We start from the raw sequence: 22273 nt of genomic DNA, 5'->3' as shown, positions 1-22273 counted from the left end.
GTCATCGGCCGACAAGGCTCGCCTCCCGCTGTGCGGCGGGAAGGGCGGCGGTGGTGCTGCGGGCCGGGGCAGGGGAGGGCGCGGCGGCCGGCTGGGTCGCCGGCGACGTGGCGCGGGGGGCCGGGCCGCGCGCCGGCGCGTTGGCCGGCCGTGCGCCCGCCGGGCGGCCCGGCTGCATCGGAATCGAGATGGCGGCCTGGATCTCCGTCATGCGCTCGGTTTCCGGCACCATGCCGAGGATCGGCGCGACCGAGCGGATCACCATCCCCGCGGCGGGAGCGGCGACCCAGCCCGCCGTCGCGAAGCCGTGGCTGCGCGCATTCGGCTTCGGCTCGTCCACCATCACATAGACGGCGTAGCGCGGCGCCTGCATCGGGAAGGCACCGATGAAGGCGGCGATGCGTCGATTCTGTAGATAGCCGCCGCGCGGGCCGGTCTTCAGCGCCGTGCCGGTCTTGCCGCCGACGAAATAGCCGGGGACGTCGGCCCCCTTGCCGGAGCCATCGGTCACCACCAGCCGCATCAGCCGCCGCATCGTCTCGGAGGTGCGCTCGCTGATCACGCGCCGGCCTTCCGGCACGTCGCCGGGCGCGCGCGCCACCAACGTGGGCTGGCGCCAGGTGCCGCCGTTCACCAGCGCCGAGGCGCCGGTGATCACATGCAGCGGCGTGACGGAGATGCCGTGGCCGAAGCCCACGGTCATGGTGTTGATCTCGCGCCAGTCCTGCTGGCGCGGGATCAGCGGCAGGGCCGATTCCGGCAACTCGATCTGCAGCCGCGATCCCATGCCCATCCGCACCATGAATTCGCGGTGGCGCGTCACGCCGATCGCCTGGGCCATGTGGGCCGACGCGATGTTGGAGGAGTAGGCGAGGATCTCCGGCAGGGCGAGCCAGCGACCCTTGCCGCGGAAATCGCTGATGGTGAAGCGACCGTAGCGGATCGGGCGAGAGGCGTCGAAGCCGTTCCAGATGTTGACCAGGCCGAAATCGAGCGCCGCCGCCGCAGTCATCAGCTTGAAGGTGGAGCCGGGCTCATAGACGCCGACCGTCGCGCGGTTGAAGCGGGGATTGTTGCCCTGCTCCTCGCGCGATTGCGGCTGGTCGTCGCGCCGGACGGGATCCGACAGGTCGAAATCGGGCAGGCTGACCATGCCCAGCACCTCGCCGGTCTGGACATCCATCAGGATGCCGGCGCCGCCGATGCCGTTGAATTCCGCGATCGCCCGGCCCACCGCGTCCCGCAACGCAAGCTGCACGCGCACATCGAGGGAGAGCCGCAGCGTCTCGCCGCGCTGGCTGCGCAGCATGCGGTCGAAATGCCGCTCGACGCCGGCAATGCCGTTGCCGTCCACATCCACGCCGCCCAGCACATGCGCCGCCGACCGGCCTTGCGGATAGGCGCGGCGCTCCGCGTTCTCGAAATAGAGGCCGGGAATGCCGAGCGAGTTCACCGCCTGCTGCTCGCGCGGGGTGAGGCTGCGCGCGATGTAGGCGAATTGCCGCTCCCCGGTCAGGCGCGCGGTCACCCGCTCCACATCGAGCTGCGGCAGCACGGTCACCAGCCGCCGCGCGACGTTGGGCGGATCCATGATCTCGCTGGGGTTGGCGTAGAGCGCGGTGACCGGAAGGGAGACTGCCAGGATCTCGCCGTTGCGGTCGGTGATGGCGGCACGCTGCGACTGATGCTCGACGGGCCGCGTCGCGGCTTCCATTGCCTGCAGGCGCTTCGGCTGGGCGGGATCCAGCACCATCGCATCCGCCAGGCCGAGCGCCACGCCCCCGAACAGCACCCCGAAGCCGCTTGCCGCGATCAGCAGGCGTGAGCGGGTACGCCGCAGCATCGCGCGGCGCGCGAGTTCCGGGCGCGTGACCTTGACGACCTGCGTGCGGACGGGATCGGGCGCGACCGGGCGGTCGAGCGGCGGGGCGTCGGGGGCGGGGGGGATCGGGATCATCGCGAAGCGACAGGTCCTTCCCGGCCATGCAGCGTCGCCGCGGCGGCCGGGGCGATCGGCACGGGCGGCGCCAGCATCGGCCGGCCGAGAGAGGAGGCGGTGCCCAGCGTGGAGGCGACCGTGGCCGTCTGCTGCGCGGCGATGCGGGTGGGCGGTGGCTCGGGCTGCGGTGCCGCGGGCGCGATGTGGACGGCCGGGCGCACCACCGGCTGGGCCGGGCGCTGCGGCCGGGGCGGGCGCGGCGCGCTGGCCTGGGCGATGCGGCTCGCCTGTTCCGCGCGCTGCGCGGCCAAGGTCGCGACCAGCGCCTGCGGCGCCGGCGTCTCATCCTGCGCGGCGGCGGGCGCGGTGCCGGGGGCGGCGGGGCGCGATGCCGGCGCGCTTGCCAGCATGGTCGCGGGCGCCGAGGAGGACGCAGGCGCGAAGAGATCGGGCGCACCCGCGAAGGCCACGGCATTGGGCAGACGCCGGCCGACATCGGTTAGCCGCACGAAGTGCTGCGGCTGCATCGGCTCCAGCGCCAGCACCTGCGTCGCTGTCTGGCGCAGGCGGTCCGGCTCGTTCAGCAGCGCCCATTCGGCGCGCAGGATGTCGATGCGCTGGCGCGCCTGCTCGGTCTGGCGCCGGATCTCCGTCAGTTCGCGATCCTTCACCGCGACGGCGTGCTTGATCTGGTAGAGCCAGGCCCCGGCCCCGGCGAAGGCGAAGAAGCAGAGCAGCGTGAAAGGCCGGATCATGCGTTCACCTGCGTGGCGGGAATGTCGTTGCGGGCCAGTCGTTCGAGCGCGCGCAGCCGTGCCGAGCGCGCCCGCGGATTGTCGGCGGTCTCCGCAGCGCCGGGGCGCAGCGCCTTCGGTGTGACCAGCGCGAAGCCAGGCACGGCGCGCTGCAGCAGCGAAGCGGGATCGTGGCGGGAGGCGCCGCCCTGCCGGCCGGCGGCCTCGGCCATCGCGCGCTTGACGATGCGATCCTCGAGCGAATGGAAGGACACCACCACCAGCCGCCCGCCCGGCGCCAGCAGCGCCATCGCCGCGGCGAGGCCGCGCTCGATCTCGCCGAGCTCGTCATTCACGGCGATGCGCAGCGCCTGGAAGGAGCGGGTGGCGCCGTCGATGCCGGAAGGGTCGCGCGGTACGGCGCGGCGGACGATCTCGGCAAGCCGCGCGGTGGTGGTGATCGGCGCTTCCGCGCGGGCGCGCAGGATGGCCTTGGCGACGCGGCGCCCATGCCGCTCCTCGCCGAATTCGGCGATGATCGTCGCGAGTTCGGCCTCGGGCAGCCTGTTGACGAGGTCGGCCGCGCTCGGCCCCTCGCGTCCCATGCGCATGTCGAGCGGGCCGTCCGCGCGGAAGGAGAAGCCGCGCTCCGCCTGGTCCAACTGGAAGGAGGAGACGCCGAGATCCATCACCACGCCGTCGAGCTGCGTGACGCCCTGCGCGGCCAGGCTCTCCAGCATGTCGCCGAAGCGCGCATGCAGCAGGTGCAGCCGGCCCGGATGGCGCGCGGCCAGCGCGGCGCCGCGCGCGATCGCATCCGGGTCGCGATCGATCGCCCAGAGCGTGCAATCCGCCGCCGCCAGGATCGCCGCGGCATAGCCGCCGCCGCCGAAGGTGGCATCGAGATAGATGGCGCCGGTTCTGGGCCGCAAGGTCGCCAGCACCTCCTGCAACATGACGGGAAGATGGCCGGTCATGGCACGGCCTTTGGAGTCGTGTTGAGAGGCATCGCGGCAAGCGTGAGGCGTTTTTCGCGCACGCGCGCCTTGGCCTCCGCGACATGCGCCTTGGCCTTCTCCGCGTCCCAGATCTCGAAGCGATCCCCCTTGCCGAGGAACGCCACGGATTCGCCCAGGCCGATCTCCGCAACCATCTCCTCGGGCAGCACCAAGCGGCCATCGCCGTCGATGCGCATCATGGAGCTGTCGGCGATCAGGCCGGCTTCCAGGTCGTCGCGATCCTCGGAGAAATGCGCCAGGCTCAGGATACTCTCCAACATGTGCTGGAAAACGGCGCGGGAACGCGCTTCGATGCAGGGATGCTGGTGGGAGATCCGGAAGACGAGATGCGAGGTGGCAGCGGCTTCGAGTTCGGCGCGGAAGGGGGCGGGCACGGAGATGCGGCCCTTGCGGTCCAGCTTCCCGAAATGCGTGCCCACGAACTGGGTCATCGCGCCTGCCGTTGCCCCCACGACGGCAATGGGCCATCGTCCCCCGCTTCAGCGGCCGGCGGGGCCCCCCGACCCCACCGGCTCGCCCGACCATCCCGCTTCGGTGCCCAGAATGCCCCCCCGAGCGAAGCACCGTCACGGGATGCTCTGGGATAGCATGGAGATTTTCTGGGCGACAAGCATTATTCCAGCAGGCCGTCGGCAAAACCTCGGGATAAAACGGTCGTTCATCAGGCGCTTACGGGAATCCCTTCAGAGGACACAAAAGGCATACAAACAGATTTCCTGCAGATTGCCGGCCTTCGTTGTTTGTTCCTGCCGCCGCACGGGCAAGCTTGACCATTGCAGAAGGAAAAGCGGCGCCGGATGGCCTGTAAGCCGGGTTCTGTCCGCGCCCAGGGCGTGAGCCCTCGGCGCTCGACGACCATTCCTCTGGACCCTGCGTCGCCGCAGGGTTCACGCGGCCAACCCGGGCGGCGGGGCGGGAATGCCCCCTGCGTCAGCGGTATGACCCGCCACGCCGGCCGCCCCTATTCGGCCTTGCTCCCGGTGGGGTTTGCCATGCCGCCCTTGTTGCCAAGGGCGCGGTGGGCTCTTGCCCCACCCTTTCACCCTTGCCGCGGGAGGGCTTTCGCCCTGCCGTGGCGGTCTGCTCTCTGTGGCACTTTCCCTGGGCTTTCGCCCGCCGGTCGTTAACCGGCACCGTCTTCCCGGAGAGCCCGGACTTTCCTCCAGCGCGGTGTCGCCATCCCGCCAGCGGTCGCCCAGCCATCCGACGCCACGCCGCATGTCGCGCCGCGGCGCGCGCGGGTCAATGCCCGTCCAGGCCGATGACGCGCAGCCTGGGCCACCGCGCCGGCCAGCCCTTCGCCGCCAGGCGGTCCCGCACCGCGCGCGGATCGGCGGCATGCGCGGGCGTCGGGCGCACCACCATCGCCATCAGGTCGTGCAGCCCATGCGGCGCCAGGATCTCGATCCGCCCGCGGGCAAGCCGCGCCGCCACCGCCGTCGCGGTCTCCGGCCAATGCGCCAGGGCGTCGGCCAGGTCGCGATAGGGCGCGTGGCCGTTCCAGGGATGCGCGCGCGCCTGGTTCACCACCGACCAGGGCAGCGCGCGCGCTGCGCGCAGCGCAGCCTCGAAGCATGCATCCGGCGGCGCGGAGGGATCGTGATGCACAAGGTCGAGATCGGCGAGCGCGGCGATGTCCGGCGCCCGGCCCGACAGCGCATCCCACACGGCGTTGCGCAGGAAGCCGGCGCCGATCCAGCCGCCTGCCGGTCCCGCCAGCGCCGCCGCCTGCAGCGCATCCGCGTGCTGCGCGCTGCCGGCGAGGATCGCCGCGACCTGCGCCGCGCTCACACCGTGTCGGCCACCGCATTGAGCCGTGCGAGCGTGGCGGCATCTGCGATCCCGTCCACGTGCGCCGGCCGCCAATGCCGCTGGAAAGCGCGCATCAGGACGTCCAGCGGCAGGTCGGTGCGGTAGCCGATGTGGGCGAGCAGCGTCAGCGGGTCGCCTTCCGGCGCGCCGTCCCGTGCCGGCCACAGCCCGACGCCGTTGGCGGCCAGCCCCTCCCAGTCGAAGAGCTCGCCCGGATCCTCCTTGCGGTCCGGCGCGACGTCGGAATGCGCCACCACGTTCCGTGCCGGGATCGGGTGGCGCCCCAGGATCGCCAGGCACAGGTCGCAAACCGCGGCCATCTGCAGCGCGGGGAAGGGGCGGTAGCCCCATTCATGGCCGGGATTGACGATCTCGATGCCGATGGACCGGCCGTTCAGCAGCGTATTGCCGCGCCAATGCGAGATGCCCGCGTGGAAGGCGCGGCGGTGTTCCGCCACCAGCCGGAAGACCGCGCCGTCCTCCTCGACGACGTAATGCGAGGAGACGCGCGCTTCCGGATCCCGCAGCCTGGCGATCGCCTCCGCCCCGCTGCGCATGCCGGTGTAATGCAGGATCAGCGTGTCGATGGGTGCGCCCGGCGGGCGGTCATCCTGATTGGGGGAGGGCAGGTCGCGGATGCGCACCCGCTTACAACCCCCGCTGCCGCTTAATGCGGTCCCACGCGGCGTTGATCTCGGCGACCTTGCGCGTCGCGCGGTCCACGAACTCGGCCGGCACGCCGCGTGCGGCGAGGCTGTCGGGGTGGTTCTCCCGCATCAGCTTGCGCCACGCCATCCGCACTTCCTCGTCGGTCGCCGCCGGGGTCAGGCCGAACACCGCATAGGCGTCGTCGGTCTGCTTCTGCTGCTCCACCCGCGATCCCGACTGGCCACCATTCTTGCAGCGGTCCCAGGCAGCATGGTCCAGGCCGAAGCGCAGATGCACGCCCTGCAGGACCGGCAACTCACCCACGGTGACCGGGCCGTCGCTGCGCGCGATGTAGAACAGCGCCGCCAGCACATCCTCCAGCATGGCGCGGTTGTCGGCGAAGGCCTCGCCGAGCCGTTCGGCGAAGGGCTCCCAGCCCTCGGCGTCCTGGCGGGCCTGGTCGAACATCTGACCGACCTCGCGCAGGTTCTGCGGCGGGATGCGGAACATGGCCTTGAAGGCGTCGATTTCCTGCCGCTTCACCGGCCCGTCCGCCTTGGCGAGCTTGGCCGAGAGCACGATGACGCTGATCGCGAACAGCGTCTCCTTGTTGCCGAGCAGCGCCGCCATGTCGGCCGCACCCGGCCCGATCCGGCCGGGAATGGCGCCCTGGTCCGCGGCATGGCCCAGCGCCGCGCCGACCACGGCGCCCAGCGGGCCGCCCGTCAGGAAGCCGCTGACGCCGCCGATGATCTTGCCCCAGACGCCCAAGCCGCCACGCCCATCCGCGCTATGCCCGGTATTCCCTAGCACGGCGGAAAGCCGGGCTACAGGCCAGGGCGTTGACGGAAGCGCCCGGCTGCCGACAGAAGCAAGGCGATACGTCTCAAAGGGATACGGCCATGGCCGGCTGGCAGTTCTGGATCGACCGCGGCGGCACCTTCACCGACATCGTCGCCCGCGATCCCGCCGGCCGCCTCTCCACCCGCAAGCTGCTGTCCGAGAATCCCGGCCGCTACCGCGACGCCGCCGTGGCGGGCATCCGCGCCTGCCTGGGCCTGCCGGTCGATGCGCCGATCCCGCCCGGTACGATCGAGGCGGTGAAGATGGGCACCACCGTCGCCACCAACGCCCTGCTGGAGCGCAAGGGCGAGCGGGTGCTGCTGCTGGTGAACCGGGGCTTTGCCGACATGCTGCGCATCGGCAACCAGGCCCGCCCGCGGCTCTTCGACCTGAACGTCAGGCTGCCGGAGCTGCTGCATGAGCGTGTGGCCGAGATCGGCGGCCGCGTCGCGGTGGACGGCGCCGAGATCGAGGCGCTGGACGAGGCCGCCGCCCGCACCGCGCTCGCCGAGGCGCACGCCGCCGGCATCCGCGCCGTCGCCATCGTGATGATGCATGCCTGGGCGCATCCCGCGCATGAGCTGCGCCTCGGCGAATTGGCGCGGGAGGCCGGCTTCACCCAGGTCTCGCTCTCCCACCAGGCAAGCCCGCTGCCGCGCATCGTGCCGCGCGGCGACACGACCGTGGTGGACGCCTATCTCTCGCCCATCCTGCGCCGCTACGTAGAGCAGGTTTCCGCCGAGTTGCCGGGTGTCCGTCTGTATTTCATGCAGTCGAGCGGCGGACTGGCCGAGGCGTCGTCCTTCCAGGGCAAGGACGCGATCCTGTCGGGGCCGGCGGGCGGCATCGTCGGTGCGGCGAGAACCGCAGAAATGGCCCAGCTGAACAAAATAATCGGCTTCGACATGGGCGGCACGTCCACCGATGTCGCGCTTTATGCCGGCGAATTCGAGCGCGCCTTCGAGACGCAGGTTGCGGGCGTGCGCATGCGCGCGCCGATGATGGCGATCAACACCGTCGCCGCCGGCGGCGGCTCGATTCTCTCGTTCGACGGCGCCCGATTCCGGGTGGGACCGGAGAGTGCGGGCGCGGTGCCCGGCCCGGCCTGCTACCGCCGCGGCGGGCCGCTCACGGTCACCGACGCGAACGTCATGGTCGGCAAGGTGCAGCCGCGCCACTTCCCCGCGATCTTCGGTCCGAACGGCGACCAGCCGCTCGACGCCGACACCGTGCGCGAGAAATTCGCCGCTCTTGCGCGGGAGATCGCCGGCGCCACCGGCACTGCGCAGACGCCCGAGCAGGTGGCGGAGGGGTTTCTCCGCGTCGCCGTCGCGAACATGGCGAACGCCATCAAGCAGGTCTCGATCCAGAAGGGCCACGACGCCACGCGCTACGCGCTGCAATGCTTCGGCGGCGCCGGCGGCCAGCATGCCTGCCTCGTGGCGGACGAACTCGGCATGGAGACGGTGTTCATCCATCCCTTCGCCGGCGTGCTCTCCGCCTATGGCATGGGCCTCGCCGACCAGACGGTGATACGCGAGGCCGCGGTGGAGGCGCCGCTGTCGGCGGAGGCGCTACCGGACCTCATTGCGCGGCTCGATGCGCTGGAGGAAGCCGGGCGCGCGGAACTGGTGCGCCAGGGCGCGGCGGCCGCGACGCTCTCCGCCGCGCGGCGCCTGCACCTGCGCTACCAGGGCACCGACAGTTTTCTTCCCGTGCCCTTCGCCGACCACGACGCGCTGCGCAAAAGCTTCACCGAGGCGCATCGCCGCCGCTTCGGCTTCGCCACGCCCGAGCGCCCGATCATTGTCGAGGCCTGCGTGGTCGAGGTGACCTCGCCCGGCGAAAAGGTGGACGAGGCCGCGCTGCCGCCGCGCGCCGCCGGCGCGGACATCCCGCGCCTCGACACGGTGCGGCTGTTCAGCGGCGGCGCCGCGCATGACGCGCCGGTGCTGGACCGCGATTCGCTGCATGCCGGCGACCGCATTCCCGGCCCCGCCCTGATCCGCGAGGCGATCGCCACCACCGTCGTCGAGCCAGGCTGGACCGCCGAGGTCACCGCGCTGAACCACCTGGTCCTGCGCCGCACGGAGGCGCGCGCGGCCGCGAAGCTCGCGGACCTCGCGCGCCCCGATCCGGTGATGCTGGAGCTGTTCAACAACCTCTTCATGAACATCGCCGAGCAGACCGGCGCGGTGCTGCAGAACACCTCCCTCAGCGTGAACATCAAGGAGCGGCTGGACTTCTCCTGCGCGATCTTCGACGAGACCGGCCGCCTCGTCGCGAATGCGCCGCATGTGCCCGTGCATCTCGGCGCCATGGGCGAGAGCGTGCGCACCGTGATCCGCTCGCGCGGCGCCACGCTGAAGCCCGGCGACGTGGTGGCGCTGAACAACCCGTACAACGGCGGCACCCACCTGCCCGACATCACCGTCATCACCCCGGTCTTCGCCGAGAACGAGCGGAAAATCCTGTTCTTCGTGGGGAGCCGCGGGCATCACGCCGATGTCGGCGGGCTGACGCCGGGCTCCACCCCGCCAGGGTCGAAGACCCTGGAGGAGGAAGGCGTCGTCATCGACGATTTTCTTCTCGTTGATGGCGGCACCATCCGGGAAGCGGAGTTCCGCTCGCTTCTCGCCTCGGCGAAATTCCCTGCGCGAAGCCCCGACGTGAACGTCGCCGACATCAAGGCGCAGGTCGCCGCCAACGAAAAGGGCGTGCAGGAAATCCGCCGCGCCGTCGCCGAATTCGGCCTCGACACCGTCCGCGCCTACATGAAGCACGTCATGGACAATGCGGAGGAAAGCGTCCGCCGCGTGCTGGACCGCCTGCAGGACGGCAGCTTCGAGACGACCATCGACGACGGCACGCCGCTCAAGGTCGCCGTCCGCGTGGACCGCGCCGCACGACGCGCGGTGATCGACTTCACCGCCACCGGCCCCCAGCGCCCCGACAATTTCAACGCGCCGGCCGCGGTCTGCCGCGCCGTGGTGCTCTACTGCTTCCGCTGCCTGGTGGGCGAGGACATCCCGCTCAACGATGGCTGCCTGGTGCCGCTCGAGATCGTGGTGCCCGACGGCACCTTCCTCTCGCCCAGGCCCGACGGTCCGGGAGGCGGCGCGGCCGTGGTCGCCGGCAACACCGAGGTCAGCCAGATGACCTGCAACGCGCTGCTCGCCGCTCTCGGCGCCTGCGCCTCGGCCCAGGCGACGATGAACAACCTGCTGTTCGGGGACGCGGTTTATCAATACTACGAGACGGTCTGCGGCGGCACCGGCGCGGGGCCGGGCTTCGCCGGCACCTCGGCGGTGCAGACGCACATGACCAACACCCGCATGACGGACCCCGAGGTGCTCGAACTGCGCTACCCCGTCCGCCTCGAGGAATTCGCCATCCGCCGCGGCTCCGGCGGCGCCGGCCATTGGCCGGGCGGCGACGGCAGCCGCCGCCGCATCCGCTTCCTGCGCCCGATGGAGGCGGTGATCGTCGCCTCCCGCCGCACCGTTCCGCCGCATGGCCTGCAGGGCGGGCAGCCCGGCGCGCCCGGGCGGCAATGGGTGGAGCGCGGCGACGGACGCATCCACCCGATGAAGGGCCAGGACCGCGCCGCGCTCGAAGCGGGCGACCTGCTGGCGCTGGAGACGCCGGGCGGGGGCGGGTGGGGCGCGCCGCAGGCGGGATGAAGCGCCTCGGCCTCGCCTTCGGGCTTCTGCTGCTGCTGTTGCTTGGCGGTCTGACCATCGGCCCGCGGCTGATGGATTGGGAGCCCTGGCGCGAGCGCCTCGCCGAGATCGCCAGCCGCAGCCTCGGGCGGCCCGTCACCCTCGACGGCCCGGTGGAGGTCACCCTGCTGCCGAGCCCGGTCGTGCGCGCCGGCGGCGTCACCATCGCCGAGCCGCCCGAGACCGAGGACACCGCTGCCTTCCGCGTCACGGCGCGCATGCTGCGCGTGCGCCTCGATCTCGGCGCGCTCCTCGCCGGGCGGCTGGAACCCCGCGAACTGGCCCTGGTCGGCGCGGATGTGACGCTGCCCTGGCCGCCGGGCCCGGTCCTCGCCTTCCGCCCGCCAAGCTGGATCACCGAGCTGGATGCGGAGCTGGAGGATGCCCGCGTGCGGCTTGGCGACGCCGTGCTGGATGGCGTGACCGCGCATCTCAGCTCCGGCGGGCCGACGCAGGCGCTGGAGATCTCGGGCAGCTTCGCCTGGGCGGGTCGCCCGGCGCGCTTCGCCGCCACCCTCGGCCGGCCCGGCTGGGACGGCATCGCGCCGCTGGAGATCTCGCTGGCCATGCCGGAAGCCACCGGCCGCGCCCGAGGCGTGCTGGTGCCCGATGGCGGCTTCGAGGGCACGATGGAGGTATCGGGCCCGGACCTCGCCGCCCTGCTGCCGAGCCCGCCTGGCGCCTTCCGCGCCGCCGGCCGGCTGAGCGCCACCGCCGACCTGCTCGCCGCCGACGACCTGGCGATCGACCTGGCCGGCGCGCCGGCCCGCGGCGCGGCGGCGCTGCGCCTGGTGCCGGCGCCGCGGCTGGATGTGGCGCTGCTCGCCAGCCGGCTCGACCTGGATGGCTGGGTGAAGGCGCTGCGCCAGGCAGGGCCGCGCCCCTGGCCGGTCTCGGTGGATCTCTCCGCGGAGGCGGCGGGTTTCGCCGGGCTGACCCTGCGCCGGCTGCGCGGCGCCGCCTTCCTGGAGGAGGGGCGGCTGACACTGACCGACGTCTCCGTGCTGCTGCCGGGCGAGACGGAACTCGATTTCGCCGGCGTCACCGCCGGCGGCCGGCTGGAGATCGCCGCGCGCTTCGCCGGGCCGGACATCCGCAGCACATTGGCCGCGCTCAACCTGCCGGTCGGCGATCTCGACCCCACCCTGCTGCGCAAGGGCGAGGGCCGCTTGCGCCTGGTGCTGGAGGAAAGCCAGGCCGCGGTGCCGGAACTGGCGGCCAACTTCGAGGATCTGCGGCTGTCCGGCGCCGGCACCCTGCGCTACGCGCCGCGCCCGGCGCTCGGCCTCGGTCTCACGGTGGACCGGCTGGACCTCAACCGTTGGTTGCCGCACGGCATCGATCTCGAGCAGCTTGGCCGCAGCCTGGGCGCGCTCGACCTCAATCTCCGGCTGGCTGCCGAGACGGCGCGCTGGGGGGAGGCGGTGCTCGAACGCGGCGCCCTCGATGCCGCCGTGGAGAATGGCAGGCTCACCTTGCGCCGCCTTTCCGGCCGCATGGCGGAAGCGGACATCGTCGCCTCCGGCACCGCGCAACTCGGCCGCCAGCTTCGCCTGCAGGACCTGACCCTGGAGGCGAATGGCGCGACGGCCCGTGGGCTGTTCGACCTGCTGCCGGGCTCCTGGCCGGACCTGCGCCCGCTCGCGGCGAAGCCCGTGTCGCTGCGGCTTTCCGGCGGCGGGCCGGCCGAGGCGCTGGCGCTGAAGGGCGAGGCGGAGCTGGGCGAGCTGCGGCTGGAAGCCTCGGGCACGATGGACCTGAACGCCGGTCGCGGCACCGCGGCGGCGACACTGCGCCATCCCGGTGCACCGCGCCTGCTGGCCGAGGCCTTTGGCGTGGATGTCGCTCCCTGGATGGGGGAGGGCTCCTTCTCGCTGGTCGCAAACCTCGCCGCCGGGCCGAACCTGCTTTCGGCCGAGAGCTTCGAGCTGGTGGCCGGCGGGCTGCGCGCCGGCGGACAACTCGCCCTGGGCATCGCGCCGCGGCCGCGCATCGCCGGGCGGATCGTGGCGGAGCGGCTGCCTCTGCCGCTGCCCGGCCTGCGCAGCGCCGAGCCGCTGCCCCTCGACGCGTTGAACGGCTTCGACGCCGAGATCGCGCTGGAAGCCGCGCGGGTGGAGGCCGGTGGCACGGTGCTCGAAGCCGCGACGGGCACGCTGCGCCTGGCCGAAGGCCGCCTCGTTCTGGGCGGGGTCACCGGGAAGCTGGCCGGCGGCGCGCTGGAGGGCGGGCTCTCGGTGGATGTCTCCGGAGCCGGCCCGCCGCGGATGACGCTGGAGATGAAGCTGGCCGGCGCGACGCTCGCCGCGCCGCTGTTCGGCCTGCCCTTCGATCTCACGGCCGGGCGGGGCGATGTCGCGGCGCGCCTGGCGGCCACCGGTCATGCGCCGGCTGCGCTTCTGGCCACGCTGTCCGGAAGCTGGCAGGCAAGCCTGCGCGACGGCGTGCTGACAGGCGTGGACCTGGCCGCCGCGGTCGCCGCGACGGCGCTGCCGGAGCTGACCGAGGCGCAGGAGGCCGCGCGGCGCGCCCTCGGCGCCGGCGCCACCGCCTTCGACCGCCTGGAGTTGCAGGGCAGCGTCGAAGCCGGGCGGGTGACGATCGAGGCCGGACGCATCACCACCGAATCCGGCGCGACGGCGACGCTGTCGGGTGGCGCGGACCTGGCGCGGGGGGTGCTGGACCTCAGGCTCGGCGTGCGGCCGGCCGCGGCCGAAGCGCCGGACCTCGGGCTGCGCGCCACCGGCGCGGCCACCGCGCCGAACGTCCTGCCGGAGATCGCCGACTGGGCGCGCTGGCGGGCGGAGCAGGGCTGATACCCTCGATCGCCGGGCGCGGCCCTATGCGGGCTTGGCTTGCCGGCCGACCGATAGCATCAAGGCCGCGCGGCGGCCTGTTCCAGGGCGAAGACGCGCAGCGCCGAGGCCAGCGGCAGGTCCGGATCCGCCCGCGCGGCGTCCAGCTCCGCGACCAGCCCGGCGAGGCTGCCGCCGCGCCGCCGCGCCACCTCCTCCAGCGCCGCCCAGAAGGCGGGTTCGAGCGCGACTGAGGTCCGATGGCCTGCCAGGCGGAAGCTGCGCTTGCGGAGATGCCGGCTCACCCGCCCTCCAGCGTCGTGCCGGGCCGTACCATCTCCTCCGGTCGCACCCAGCGCGCAAAGTCCTCCGGCGCGACATGGCCGAGGCGCGCGGCCGCCTTCTGCAGGGTGATGTCCTCGGCGAGCGCGGTCTTGGCGATCTGTACGGCCTTGTCATAGCCGATCCGCGGGTTGAGTGCCGTCACCAGCATCAGCGACCGCGCCAGGTTGTCCGCGATCCGGTCGCGGTTCGGCTCCAGCTTGTCCACCATGTTGACCGCGAAGCTGCGCGCCGCGTCGCCGATCAGGCGCGCCGATTGCAGTACCGCCTGGATGATCACCGGCTTGAAGACGTTCAGCTCCAGATGGCCCTGCGCGCCGGCGATGGTGACGGTGACATGGTTGCCCATGACCTGCGCGCAGACCATCGTCAGCGCCTCCGACTGGGTCGGGTTGGTCTTGCCGGGCATGATGGAACTGGAGAGCCCATCGGCCGGGATCACCAGCTCAGCTATGCCCGCCCGCGGGCCGCTGCCGAGCAGGCGCACGTCGTTGCCGATCTTGTTGAGCGACACGGCCAGCGTGTTCAGCGCGCCGGATGCCTCGACGAAGGCATCATGCGCGCCCATCCCCTCGAAGGGGTTGGGGCTGGCGGTGAAGGGCAGGCCGGTCAACGCCGCCATCCGCTCGGCGAACAACCGCGCGAAATCGGCATGGCGGTTGAGGCCGGTGCCGGCGGCGGTGCCGCCCTGCGGCAGCGGCATCAGCCGCGGCAGCGCCTGCTGCAGCCGCGCGATGCCGAGTTCCACCTGCAGCGCCCAGGCCGCCGCTTCCTGCCCGAGCGTGACCGGCACGGCATCCATCATGTGCGTGCGGCCGATCTTCACGATCTGCGCCCATTCCGCCGCGCGCTTCGCAAGCGCCGCATGCAGCGCCCGGAGCCCCGGGATCGTGTGGTGCGTCAGCGCCTCGGCCGCGGCGACGTGCATCGCGGTCGGGAAGCTGTCGTTGGAGGACTGGCCGCGGTTCACATGGTCGTTGGGATGCACCGGCTTGCGGGCATCGGCCGAGCCGAGCGCGCGGTTCGCCAGATGCGCGATGACCTCGTTGGCATTCATGTTGGTCTGGGTGCCGGAGCCGGTCTGCCACACCGGCAGCGGGAATTCAGCGTCGTGGCGGTTCGCCGCCACCTCGGCCGCGGCGGCGATGATGGCGTCCGCGATCGCCGCCGGCAGTTCGCCCAGCGTCCTGTTCGCTTCCGCCGCGGCCTGCTTCTGCAGGCCGACCGCCCGGATCAGGATGGGCGGGAAGCGCTCCGAGCCGATCTGGAACAGCCGGCGCGCGCGCTCGGTCTGCGGGCCCCAGAGGCGATGGGCGGGGATGTGGATGGTGCCGAGCGAATCGGTCTCGACCCGCTGGGCTTCGTGCGTCTCGCTGCCTTGGTCCGTCATTGCTTTCGCGTCACAGCCGAATCGTTGCGTAACCGCCGAAGTTGCGCCATAGCCTTGGGGCGCCGCGACGGCATCGGGGGATATGGCGATGGGCTACGCGATCGAGGAGATCGAGGGCATCGGCAAGGCCTATGGCGAGAAGCTGCGGGCGGCCGGCATCAAGGACACCGATTCGCTGCTGGCGACATGCGCCGCGCCCAAGGATCGCGCCGCACTCGCGGCTGCCACGGGCGTCAGCGAGGCGCTGGTGCTGAAATGGGCCAATCGCGCAGACCTGATGCGCGTGAAGGGCATCGGGGAGCAGTACTCGGACCTGCTGGAGGCGGCCGGGGTGGATACCGTGCCGGAGCTTGCCCAGCGTAAGCCGGAGAACCTGCACGCCGCGCTGCTGAAGGCGAACGAGGCGAAGAAGCTGGTGCGCCAGCCGCCCGCACTGAAGGCGGTCGAGGAATGGGTGGCGGCCGCGAAGGCCCTGCCGCGTGCGCTGAGCTATTGAGCGGCGGCGGGCCGGCGCGGCAACCGCAGGTTCTTGCGCCTGGCCGCCGAAGCGACACACTCGGCGGATGACGCTGACCGCCCCGACGCGATACCCGATCGCCGCAATGCTTGCCTTCGCGGCCCTGGTCGGGGTGATCGCGGGAGTCGGCGCCTGGCTGTTCCGGCTGCTGATCGGGCTGGTCCATAACCTCGCCTTCCTCGGCGTGCTGCGGCTCGACTACGAGGCGAACGCCCATACGGTCGCGGCGCCCTTCGGCGCCTGGGTCATCCTGGCGCCCGCGGCGGGCGCCGTATTGGTCGCGTTCCTGGTGTCGAATTTCGCGCCGGAAGCGAAAGGCCACGGCGTGCCCGAGGTGATGGACGCGGTGCATTTCCGCGAGGGCCTGATCCGGCCGCAGGTGGCGGCGGTGAAGTCGCTGGCGTCGGCGATCTCCATCGGCACGGGCGCGTCGGTCGGACGCGAAGGGCCGATCGTGCAGATCGGCTCGGCATTCGGCTCTACGCTCGGGCAGATCCTGCCGATGGGGGCGCCCGATCGCCGCCTGCTGGTCGCGGCCGGTGCGGGCGCCGGGATCGCTGCCACCTTCAACGCGCCGCTTGGCGGGTTGCTCTTCGCGGTGGAGTTGCTGCTGCTGAGCGTCAATGCCCGCAACCTGCTGGTGGTCGCCACCGCCGTGGTCGTCGCCACGCGCATCGGCCAGGCGCTCCTCGGCGATGCGCCGGCCTTCGTCGTGCCGGCGCTGGAGGTGTCGAAGGCACTGCTGCTGGCGCCCGGCGCGCTGGGGCTGTTCCTGCTGCTGGGCGCAGTGACAGGCCTGCTTTCCGTCGCCTTCATCCGCGCGATCTATCGCGCGGAGGATGTTTTCGACGCGATACCCGGCAACTACTACACGCGGCATGTGCTCGGCATGCTCGGCGTCGGGCTGCTGCTCTGGGTGCTGCTGCAGCGCACCGGCCACTATTATGTCGAGGGCGTCGGCTACGCGACGATCATGGACGTGCTGGGCGGCGCGCTGTCCGACCCCTGGTTCCTGCTGCTGCTGGCCGCGCTGAAGCTGGTGGCGACGGCGCTCTCCATCGGGTCGGGCGCCTCGGGCGGCGTGTTCTCGCCGGCGCTGTTCATCGGCGCCACGGCCGGCGGCGCGGTCGGCGTGATCGTGACGCAGCTCGCCCCCGGGATGGGGCTTGGCGTGCCGGCCTTCGCGCTGGCGGGGATGGCCGGCATGGTGGGCGGCACCACGGGCGCGGTTCTCACCGCCATCGTCATGATCACCGAGCTGACGGACGACACGGCGATCCTGCTGCCGCTGATCATCACCGCCGCCGCGGCCTGGTGGACGCGCCGCGCGGTGATGGCGGAGAGCATCTACACCATGAAGCTGCTGGCCCGCGGCCATGCGGTGCCGGAAGGGCTGCAGGCGCCCGTGCTGCCGGTGCTGCGCGTGGCGGATGCGATGACGCAGGAGCCTTTCCGGATCGAGGCGGCGCCGGACGGCCACATCGCCGCGGTCAGCGACGCCGAGGGTCGCGCGCTGCGCTTTGTCACATCCTGGCCGCGCGAAGGGCTGCTGCAGGCCGCGACGCGCATGCACGATGCGGGTGCGGAGGTCATCCTGGTGTTGCCGACGGTGCAGAGCCGCGTCACGCCGGAGGCGGTCATCGGGGCCGTCACGCAGGCGGCGCTGGTCGGCCAGCTCAAATCGGAGTTGGAACGACACCGCTGACGGGATTGCCCGGCGGAGCCTCAGGCCCGATGCAGCGACGCATGGCCTTCCGGGGATCGACATGAGCGAGCGCGTCATCAAGCACCTGCAGGCACAGCGCGACGCAATTCTCGAGCGCCTGCTCACGCTGATCCGCTTCCCCTCCGTCAGCACGGACCCGGCCTTCGCCGAGGGGATGCGCGGCGCGCGCGAATTCCTGCTGGACCGGCTGCGCGCGGCAGGCTTGCCGGATGTGCGCCTGCTGGAAGCCCCGGGCGGTCAGCCCGCGGTGTTCGGTGCCTGGACCGGCGCCGGCCCGGACAAGCCGACCATCATGATCTACGGGCATTACGACGTGCAGCCGGCCGATCCGCTGGAACTCTGGCAGAGCCCGCCCTTCGAGCCGGCGATCCGCGACGGCCGGATCCATGCCCGCGGCGCTTCCGACGTGAAGGGCTCCACCACCATCGCGATCGAGACGGTCGCCGCCTTCCTGGCGGTGGAGGGCGGCTGCCCCGTCAATGTGAAGCTGTTCCTGGAAGGCGAGGAGGAGGTCGGCAGCCCGACCCTGCCCGCGTTGATCGAGGCGAACCGCGATCTGCTGGCGGCGGATGCGATGCTGTCCGCCGATGGCGGCGGCGCGGCGGGCAAGGTGCCGGTGCTCAACATCGGCTGCCGCGGCATCACCGCGCTGCAGTTCAGCCTGCGCACCGCGAGCAAGGACGCGCATTCGGGCAAGGTCGGCGGCGCGCTGCGCAACGCGCTGCATGAGATGGCGCGCCTGATCGCCACGCTTCATGACGAGCAAGGCCGCGTCGTCGTGGAAGGCTTCGAGGCAGGCGCGACGCCGATCACCAACGCGCTGCGCATGGAGGCGGCTTCGCTGCCGCTCGCCGAGGCCGCCTGGTATGCGCAGTTCGGCGCGACCCCCTTCGGCGACCCGGCCTACACAGTGCGGGAACGGACCACGCTGCGCCCGACGGTCGAGGTGAACGGCATGTGGGGCGGCTACACCGGAGAGGGCGGCAAGACCGTCACCCCGGCCGAGGCGCATGCCAAGCTGACCATGCGCCTGGTGCCCGGCCAGGACCCGGCGGCGGCGCAGGCGGCGGTGAAGGCGCATCTGGAGCGTCATGCGCCGCCGGGCGTCGCGCTGGCATTCGACTATGCGCCGGGCGGCACCCGCGCCTACACCCTCGGCGCCGAGCATCCGCTGCGCGCCGCCGCCGCCGCCGTGCTGCGGCGGGAGAAGGGGGCGGAGCCCGCGGTGACGCGGCTCGGCGGCACCGTGCCGATCACCACCATGTTCCAGGAACGGCTCGGCATGGACAGCCTGATGTTCGGCTTGGCGAGCCCGGACGAGGACGCGCATGCGCCGAACGAGTTCTTCCGCCTGTCCTCGCTGGATGAGGGGCTGCGGCTCTGGCCGCTTCTGCTGACCGAGATCGGCCGGATGCGCGCGGCCGATTTCCGCCGATAGACCCTGACGCCGCGCCGCCAGTCAGCGGCCGGCGATGCGGAGATGGGGTGCGAGGCGGGGCGCCAGCAGCAGCGCGGCAACCCCCGCCTGCGCCGCCACGGCCAGCATCGGCAGCAGCACGCCGACCGGCGCGCCCGTGCGGTCGGCCAGCCAGGCGAGCAGGATGCGTGCGGCGAAGCCGCCGACCTGCAGCGCGGCGAACACCGCGCCGGCCTGTGCCAGCGAATAGTAATGCGCGCGGCCAGCAGCAGCGCCGATCGCCATCCCGCCGCGGCCACGATAGCGGGCAACAGGATCCCTGCCAGGATGCCGCCCAGCGGCGCGCCGGACTGCTTGATCGAGAAGATCAGCGTGCGGTGTTCCGGCGGCACGTTGCGGTCAGGATGCGGCTTCCGGCCGGAACCGTTGGCCCGCTCGCGAGCCCGAGGAGCAGCGCGCCGAGGAAGAGCGCCGGCAGGATCCCGGTCGTCACGACCAGCAGCGCCAGCGCCGCGGCCGCAGCCCCGGCCTGCAGGGTTCGCATGGCGCCGAAGCGCGGGATGATCGGCCCGCCGACGACCAAGTAGAGCACCGTCCCGAGTTGCGCCGTGCCGGTCAGGTAGCCGATCGCCTCCGACGGCAAGCCGGCCTCGGCCGTCAGCAGCGGCCCGGCGATCGGCAGCGCCTGGATCGCGACCATGATTGCTACCTGCAGCGCGAAGGCCGCGAGCAGCACGGGAACCCATGCCGGCATCCGCGGTGTGGCTTCGTTGCCGCTGATCGACACGCGCCGGTTTCCTCCGGCGATCAGTCTGCCCAGGCCGGACGCTGCTATGTCGAGATTTTCTTAAATTGTCGCGCCCCGCGAGGTGCTCAGCCGGGGAGCGCGTCTCCGTAGCTTGCGATCTCGATCAGGTTGCCGTCGGGGTCGCGGCAATAGACCGAGCGGATCGGCCCCAGCGCCCCCTGCTTCGCCACCGGGCCGAGTTCCACCGTCACCCCGCAGCCCTGCAGATGCTCCACCACCTGCTCCGGCAGGACGGTGACGACGAAGCAGAGGTCCTGCGTGCCAGGGATGCCGCCGGAAGCACCTGTGAACCAGGCTTCCTGAGTCGCGGTCTGCGGGCGCAGGTTGATCTTCTGGCCGCCGAAACGCAGCGCGGTGCGGCGTTCGCCGGTGCCGAATTCCTCCCGCTCCATGCCCAGCACGCGCTGATACCAGCCGGCGCTGATCTCCACGTCGCGGCAGGTGATCACCAGGTGGTCCAGGCGGTCCACGGCGAAGCGCATGCTCAGCTTTTCCCTTCGGCCTGGCGCTGCCGCGCCGTCACCTCGATCTCGATCCGCATCTCCGGCGTCTGCAGACCGGCGTGCAGCAGCGTCGCCGCCGGGCGCGCCGCGCCGAGCCAGCGCTTCACCACCGGCCAGCAGGGCTGCCAATCCGCGCGGTCCGGCACGATGAAGGTCACGCGGACAATGTCCTCCATGCCCGCGCCGGCCTGGCGCAGCGCCGCCTCGATGTTGCGGAAGGCCTGCTCGCATTGCGCCACCACATCCGGCGCGATGGACATGGCGGCGTAGTCGTAGCCGGTGGTGCCGGAGACGAAGACCCAGCCATCCTGGACCACGGCGCGGGAATAGCCGATCTCGTCCTCGAAACGGCTGCCGGATGAGATGTGCTGGCGCGGCATGCGGATGCCATATCGCAGGCGTCGCCCCGCCGGAAGGGTGGGCGGCGGGCGCCCAAGCTGCCAGACTTCCCGCACACCACCGGAAGGATGCCCTGCCATGCGCCAAGCGACCCGCCTCGCCACCGGACTAGCCCTCGGGCTGTCCCTCCTGGCCGGTCTGCCGGCGGCCGCGCAGACGCTGCGCATCGGCATGCAGGCGCCGCCGAGCACGCTCGATCCGCACTGGCTGCTGAACCTGGCCAATACCGGGGCGCTGCGGAACATCTATGACACGCTGGTGGCGCGCGACGCGAGCATGGCGCTGAAGCCCGGGCTGGCGGAATCCTGGCGCGTCGTGGACGACACGACCTGGGAGTTCAAGCTGAGGCCCGGCGTGAAGTTCCACGACGGCAGCCCGCTCACCTCGGCCGACGTCGCCGCCAGCTTCCAGCGCGTGCCCAACGTGCCCGGCAACCCGAACCCCTACACGATCTACCTGGCCGGCGTGACCGGGGTGGAGGTGGTGGACGACCTCACCTTCCGCATCCGCACCAGCGGACCCACGCCGATCCTGCCCACGAACCTGACGCAGATCTTCATCGTGCCGCGCTCGGTCGCCGCGCTCGGCAATCCGGAGTTCAACTCGGGCCGCGCGGTGATCGGCACCGGGCCGTTCCGGCTGGGAAGCTGGCAGACCAACGACCCGCTGGTCGTGCGCCGCAACGAGAACTGGTGGGGCGGCAACGTGCAGTGGGAGACGGTGAGCTTCACGCCCATCGCCAACGACGCGGCGCGGGTGGGCGCGCTGCTGGCGGGCGACGTGGACTTCATCAACAACGTGCCCCTGCAGGACACCGCGCGCATCAACAGCGACCGGCGCTTCACGCTGTTCGCGGGCCCCTCGATCTACGCGGTGAACATCTACCCCGATGTCGAGCGCGACGACGCACCCGGCATCGACGCCGGCGGTCGCAACCCGATGAAGGATGTTCGCGTGCGCCGGGCGATGTCGCTGGCGCTGAACCGGGAAGGCATCGCGCGGACCATCATGGAGGGCTTCGCCGATCCCACCGACCAGCCGGTGCCGCCCTTCATCTTCGGCGCGATCGCCGACCGGCCGGTGCCGGCGGCCAACCTGGATGCGGCGCGGGCGCTGCTGAACGAGGCCGGCTGGGGCCAGGGCTTCGGGGTGAACCTGTTCTGCTCGCCGAACCGGACGCCGCGCATCTGCCAGGCGATCGCCGCGGCCTGGACGCGCATCGGCATCCGCACGACGGTGGAGGTGGTGCCCCAGGCCACCTTCCTGCCCCGGCGCAACCGGCGGGACTACGGCGTCTTCGTCACCGTGTTCGGATCGCTGACCGGCGAGACCTCGTACCTGATCGGCTCGCAGCTCCACCGCCCGCGCATCGTGCCCGGCCTCGGCGCGCTGAACTTCACCGGCGCCGGCACGCCGGAGATGGACGCGCTGATCCAGCGGGCGCGCAGCACGCTCGACGACACCGAGCGCGCCGCGCAGCTTGCGAACCTCGTGCGCACGGCATCGGACGATGCGCTGCTCATCGGCGTGGGCGTGCTGCGCTCGGTGAATGCCGGCACGGCCAACCTGACCTTCCGCGCGCGGGCCGATGAGGAAGTGCAGGCCATCGAGATCCGGCCGCGCTGACTGCGTCTCCCTCTCCCCCTTCAGGGGGGAGAG

At 72.0% G+C, this 22273-nt stretch carries 19 protein-coding genes and 1 other RNA gene; 6 read left to right on the top strand and 14 right to left on the bottom strand.

Annotated features, from left to right (window positions below):
- Window position 1: 1 nt before the first annotated feature.
- The 8 genes from E4T13_RS11570 to E4T13_RS11535 all read right to left on the bottom strand — a co-directional run bounded on the left by E4T13_RS11570 (window position 2) and on the right by E4T13_RS11535 (window position 6923).
- Window positions 2–1957 carry a penicillin-binding protein 2 gene (locus E4T13_RS11570; protein WP_137178405.1) on the bottom strand — a complete coding sequence of 652 codons (1956 nt, stop codon included), beginning with the start codon at window positions 1955–1957 and terminating at the stop codon, window positions 2–4.
- Complete coding sequence (locus E4T13_RS11565) at window positions 1954–2694, bottom strand: hypothetical protein (protein ID WP_137178404.1); 741 nt, start codon at window positions 2692–2694, stop codon at window positions 1954–1956. The genes E4T13_RS11570 and E4T13_RS11565 overlap by 4 nt, the downstream gene beginning before the upstream one ends.
- Window positions 2691–3650: a 16S rRNA (cytosine(1402)-N(4))-methyltransferase RsmH gene (rsmH, locus tag E4T13_RS11560; protein ID WP_137178403.1), complete on the bottom strand. Its 960-nt coding sequence runs from the start codon at window positions 3648–3650 to the stop codon at window positions 2691–2693. Before rsmH ends, E4T13_RS11565 begins: the two co-directional genes overlap by 4 nt.
- Window positions 3647–4123: a division/cell wall cluster transcriptional repressor MraZ gene (locus E4T13_RS11555; RefSeq protein WP_137178402.1), complete on the bottom strand. Its 477-nt coding sequence runs from the start codon at window positions 4121–4123 to the stop codon at window positions 3647–3649. Before E4T13_RS11555 ends, rsmH begins: the two co-directional genes overlap by 4 nt.
- Window positions 4124–4481: 358 nt before the next feature.
- An RNA gene (gene rnpB / locus E4T13_RS11550) (RNase P RNA component class A) lies at window positions 4482–4899 on the bottom strand.
- A 35-nt stretch (window positions 4900–4934) separates the two neighbouring features.
- Window positions 4935–5483 carry a nucleotidyltransferase family protein gene (locus E4T13_RS11545; RefSeq protein ID WP_137178401.1) on the bottom strand — a complete coding sequence of 183 codons (549 nt, stop codon included), beginning with the start codon at window positions 5481–5483 and terminating at the stop codon, window positions 4935–4937.
- The gene (locus tag E4T13_RS11540) at window positions 5480–6148 is read right to left on the bottom strand and encodes an N-acetylmuramoyl-L-alanine amidase (RefSeq protein ID WP_408906390.1); all 669 of its coding nucleotides are present in this window, start codon (window positions 6146–6148) and stop codon (window positions 5480–5482) included. Before E4T13_RS11540 ends, E4T13_RS11545 begins: the two co-directional genes overlap by 4 nt.
- A 4-nt stretch (window positions 6149–6152) precedes the next feature.
- Window positions 6153–6923 carry a TerB family tellurite resistance protein gene (locus tag E4T13_RS11535; protein ID WP_137178400.1) on the bottom strand — a complete coding sequence of 257 codons (771 nt, stop codon included), beginning with the start codon at window positions 6921–6923 and terminating at the stop codon, window positions 6153–6155.
- Between the two features lie 131 nt (window positions 6924–7054).
- Between E4T13_RS11535 and E4T13_RS11530 the strand changes: the two genes are divergently transcribed.
- Together E4T13_RS11530 and E4T13_RS11525 are read left to right on the top strand one after the other, a co-directional pair.
- The gene (locus tag E4T13_RS11530; RefSeq protein WP_137178399.1) at window positions 7055–10678 is read left to right on the top strand and encodes a hydantoinase B/oxoprolinase family protein; all 3624 of its coding nucleotides are present in this window, start codon (window positions 7055–7057) and stop codon (window positions 10676–10678) included.
- Complete coding sequence (locus E4T13_RS11525) at window positions 10675–13533, top strand: AsmA family protein (protein WP_170984949.1); 2859 nt, start codon at window positions 10675–10677, stop codon at window positions 13531–13533. Before E4T13_RS11530 ends, E4T13_RS11525 begins: the two co-directional genes overlap by 4 nt.
- Before the next feature lie 59 nt (window positions 13534–13592).
- Here E4T13_RS11525 and E4T13_RS11520 read toward each other — a convergent pair whose 3' ends face one another.
- Window positions 13593–13817 carry a ribbon-helix-helix domain-containing protein gene (locus E4T13_RS11520; RefSeq protein WP_137178397.1) on the bottom strand — a complete coding sequence of 75 codons (225 nt, stop codon included), beginning with the start codon at window positions 13815–13817 and terminating at the stop codon, window positions 13593–13595.
- Window positions 13814–15244 (bottom strand): lyase family protein, encoded by a 1431-nt coding sequence (locus E4T13_RS11515; RefSeq protein WP_137178396.1) that lies wholly within the window; start codon window positions 15242–15244, stop codon window positions 13814–13816. The genes E4T13_RS11520 and E4T13_RS11515 overlap by 4 nt, the downstream gene beginning before the upstream one ends.
- An 88-nt stretch (window positions 15245–15332) precedes the next feature.
- On the opposite strand from E4T13_RS11515, the gene E4T13_RS11510 reads away from it, so the two are divergent.
- The 3 genes from E4T13_RS11510 (at window position 15333) to E4T13_RS11500 (ending at window position 18925) form a co-directional block, all read left to right on the top strand.
- The gene (locus tag E4T13_RS11510; RefSeq protein ID WP_137178395.1) at window positions 15333–15740 is read left to right on the top strand and encodes a DUF4332 domain-containing protein; all 408 of its coding nucleotides are present in this window, start codon (window positions 15333–15335) and stop codon (window positions 15738–15740) included.
- A 67-nt stretch (window positions 15741–15807) separates the two neighbouring features.
- Entirely contained in the window at window positions 15808–17466 is a 1659-nt protein-coding gene (locus tag E4T13_RS11505) for a chloride channel protein (protein ID WP_137178394.1), read from the top strand.
- Window positions 17467–17527: 61 nt separating this feature from the next.
- Window positions 17528–18925 (top strand): M20/M25/M40 family metallo-hydrolase, encoded by a 1398-nt coding sequence (locus E4T13_RS11500; RefSeq protein WP_137178393.1) that lies wholly within the window; start codon window positions 17528–17530, stop codon window positions 18923–18925.
- Window positions 18926–18946: 21 nt separating this feature from the next.
- Here E4T13_RS11500 and E4T13_RS11495 read toward each other — a convergent pair whose 3' ends face one another.
- From E4T13_RS11495 to E4T13_RS11480, 4 genes are all read right to left on the bottom strand, one after another.
- On the bottom strand, window positions 18947–19189 hold the full coding sequence (locus E4T13_RS11495; protein WP_137178392.1) for a hypothetical protein: 243 nt from the start codon (window positions 19187–19189) through the stop codon (window positions 18947–18949).
- An 82-nt stretch (window positions 19190–19271) separates the two neighbouring features.
- Window positions 19272–19691 (bottom strand): hypothetical protein, encoded by a 420-nt coding sequence (locus tag E4T13_RS11490; RefSeq protein ID WP_137178391.1) that lies wholly within the window; start codon window positions 19689–19691, stop codon window positions 19272–19274.
- Between the two features lie 86 nt (window positions 19692–19777).
- A complete protein-coding gene (locus tag E4T13_RS11485) occupies window positions 19778–20194 on the bottom strand; it encodes a VOC family protein (RefSeq protein WP_137178390.1) in 417 nt (138 codons plus the stop codon).
- A 2-nt stretch (window positions 20195–20196) separates the two neighbouring features.
- A complete protein-coding gene (locus tag E4T13_RS11480; protein ID WP_137178389.1) occupies window positions 20197–20595 on the bottom strand; it encodes a RidA family protein in 399 nt (132 codons plus the stop codon).
- A 97-nt stretch (window positions 20596–20692) separates the two neighbouring features.
- Between E4T13_RS11480 and E4T13_RS11475 the strand changes: the two genes are divergently transcribed.
- A complete protein-coding gene (locus E4T13_RS11475; RefSeq protein ID WP_170984948.1) occupies window positions 20693–22240 on the top strand; it encodes an ABC transporter substrate-binding protein in 1548 nt (515 codons plus the stop codon).
- Window positions 22241–22273 lie beyond the last annotated feature (33 nt).

Origin of the sequence: Roseomonas sp. AR75 (assembly GCF_005222815.1) — a bacterium.
GTDB lineage: Bacteria > Pseudomonadota > Alphaproteobacteria > Acetobacterales > Acetobacteraceae > Falsiroseomonas.
The sequence above is the reverse complement of the archived record's forward strand: the minus strand, read 5'-3'. Positions and strand labels throughout refer to the sequence as shown.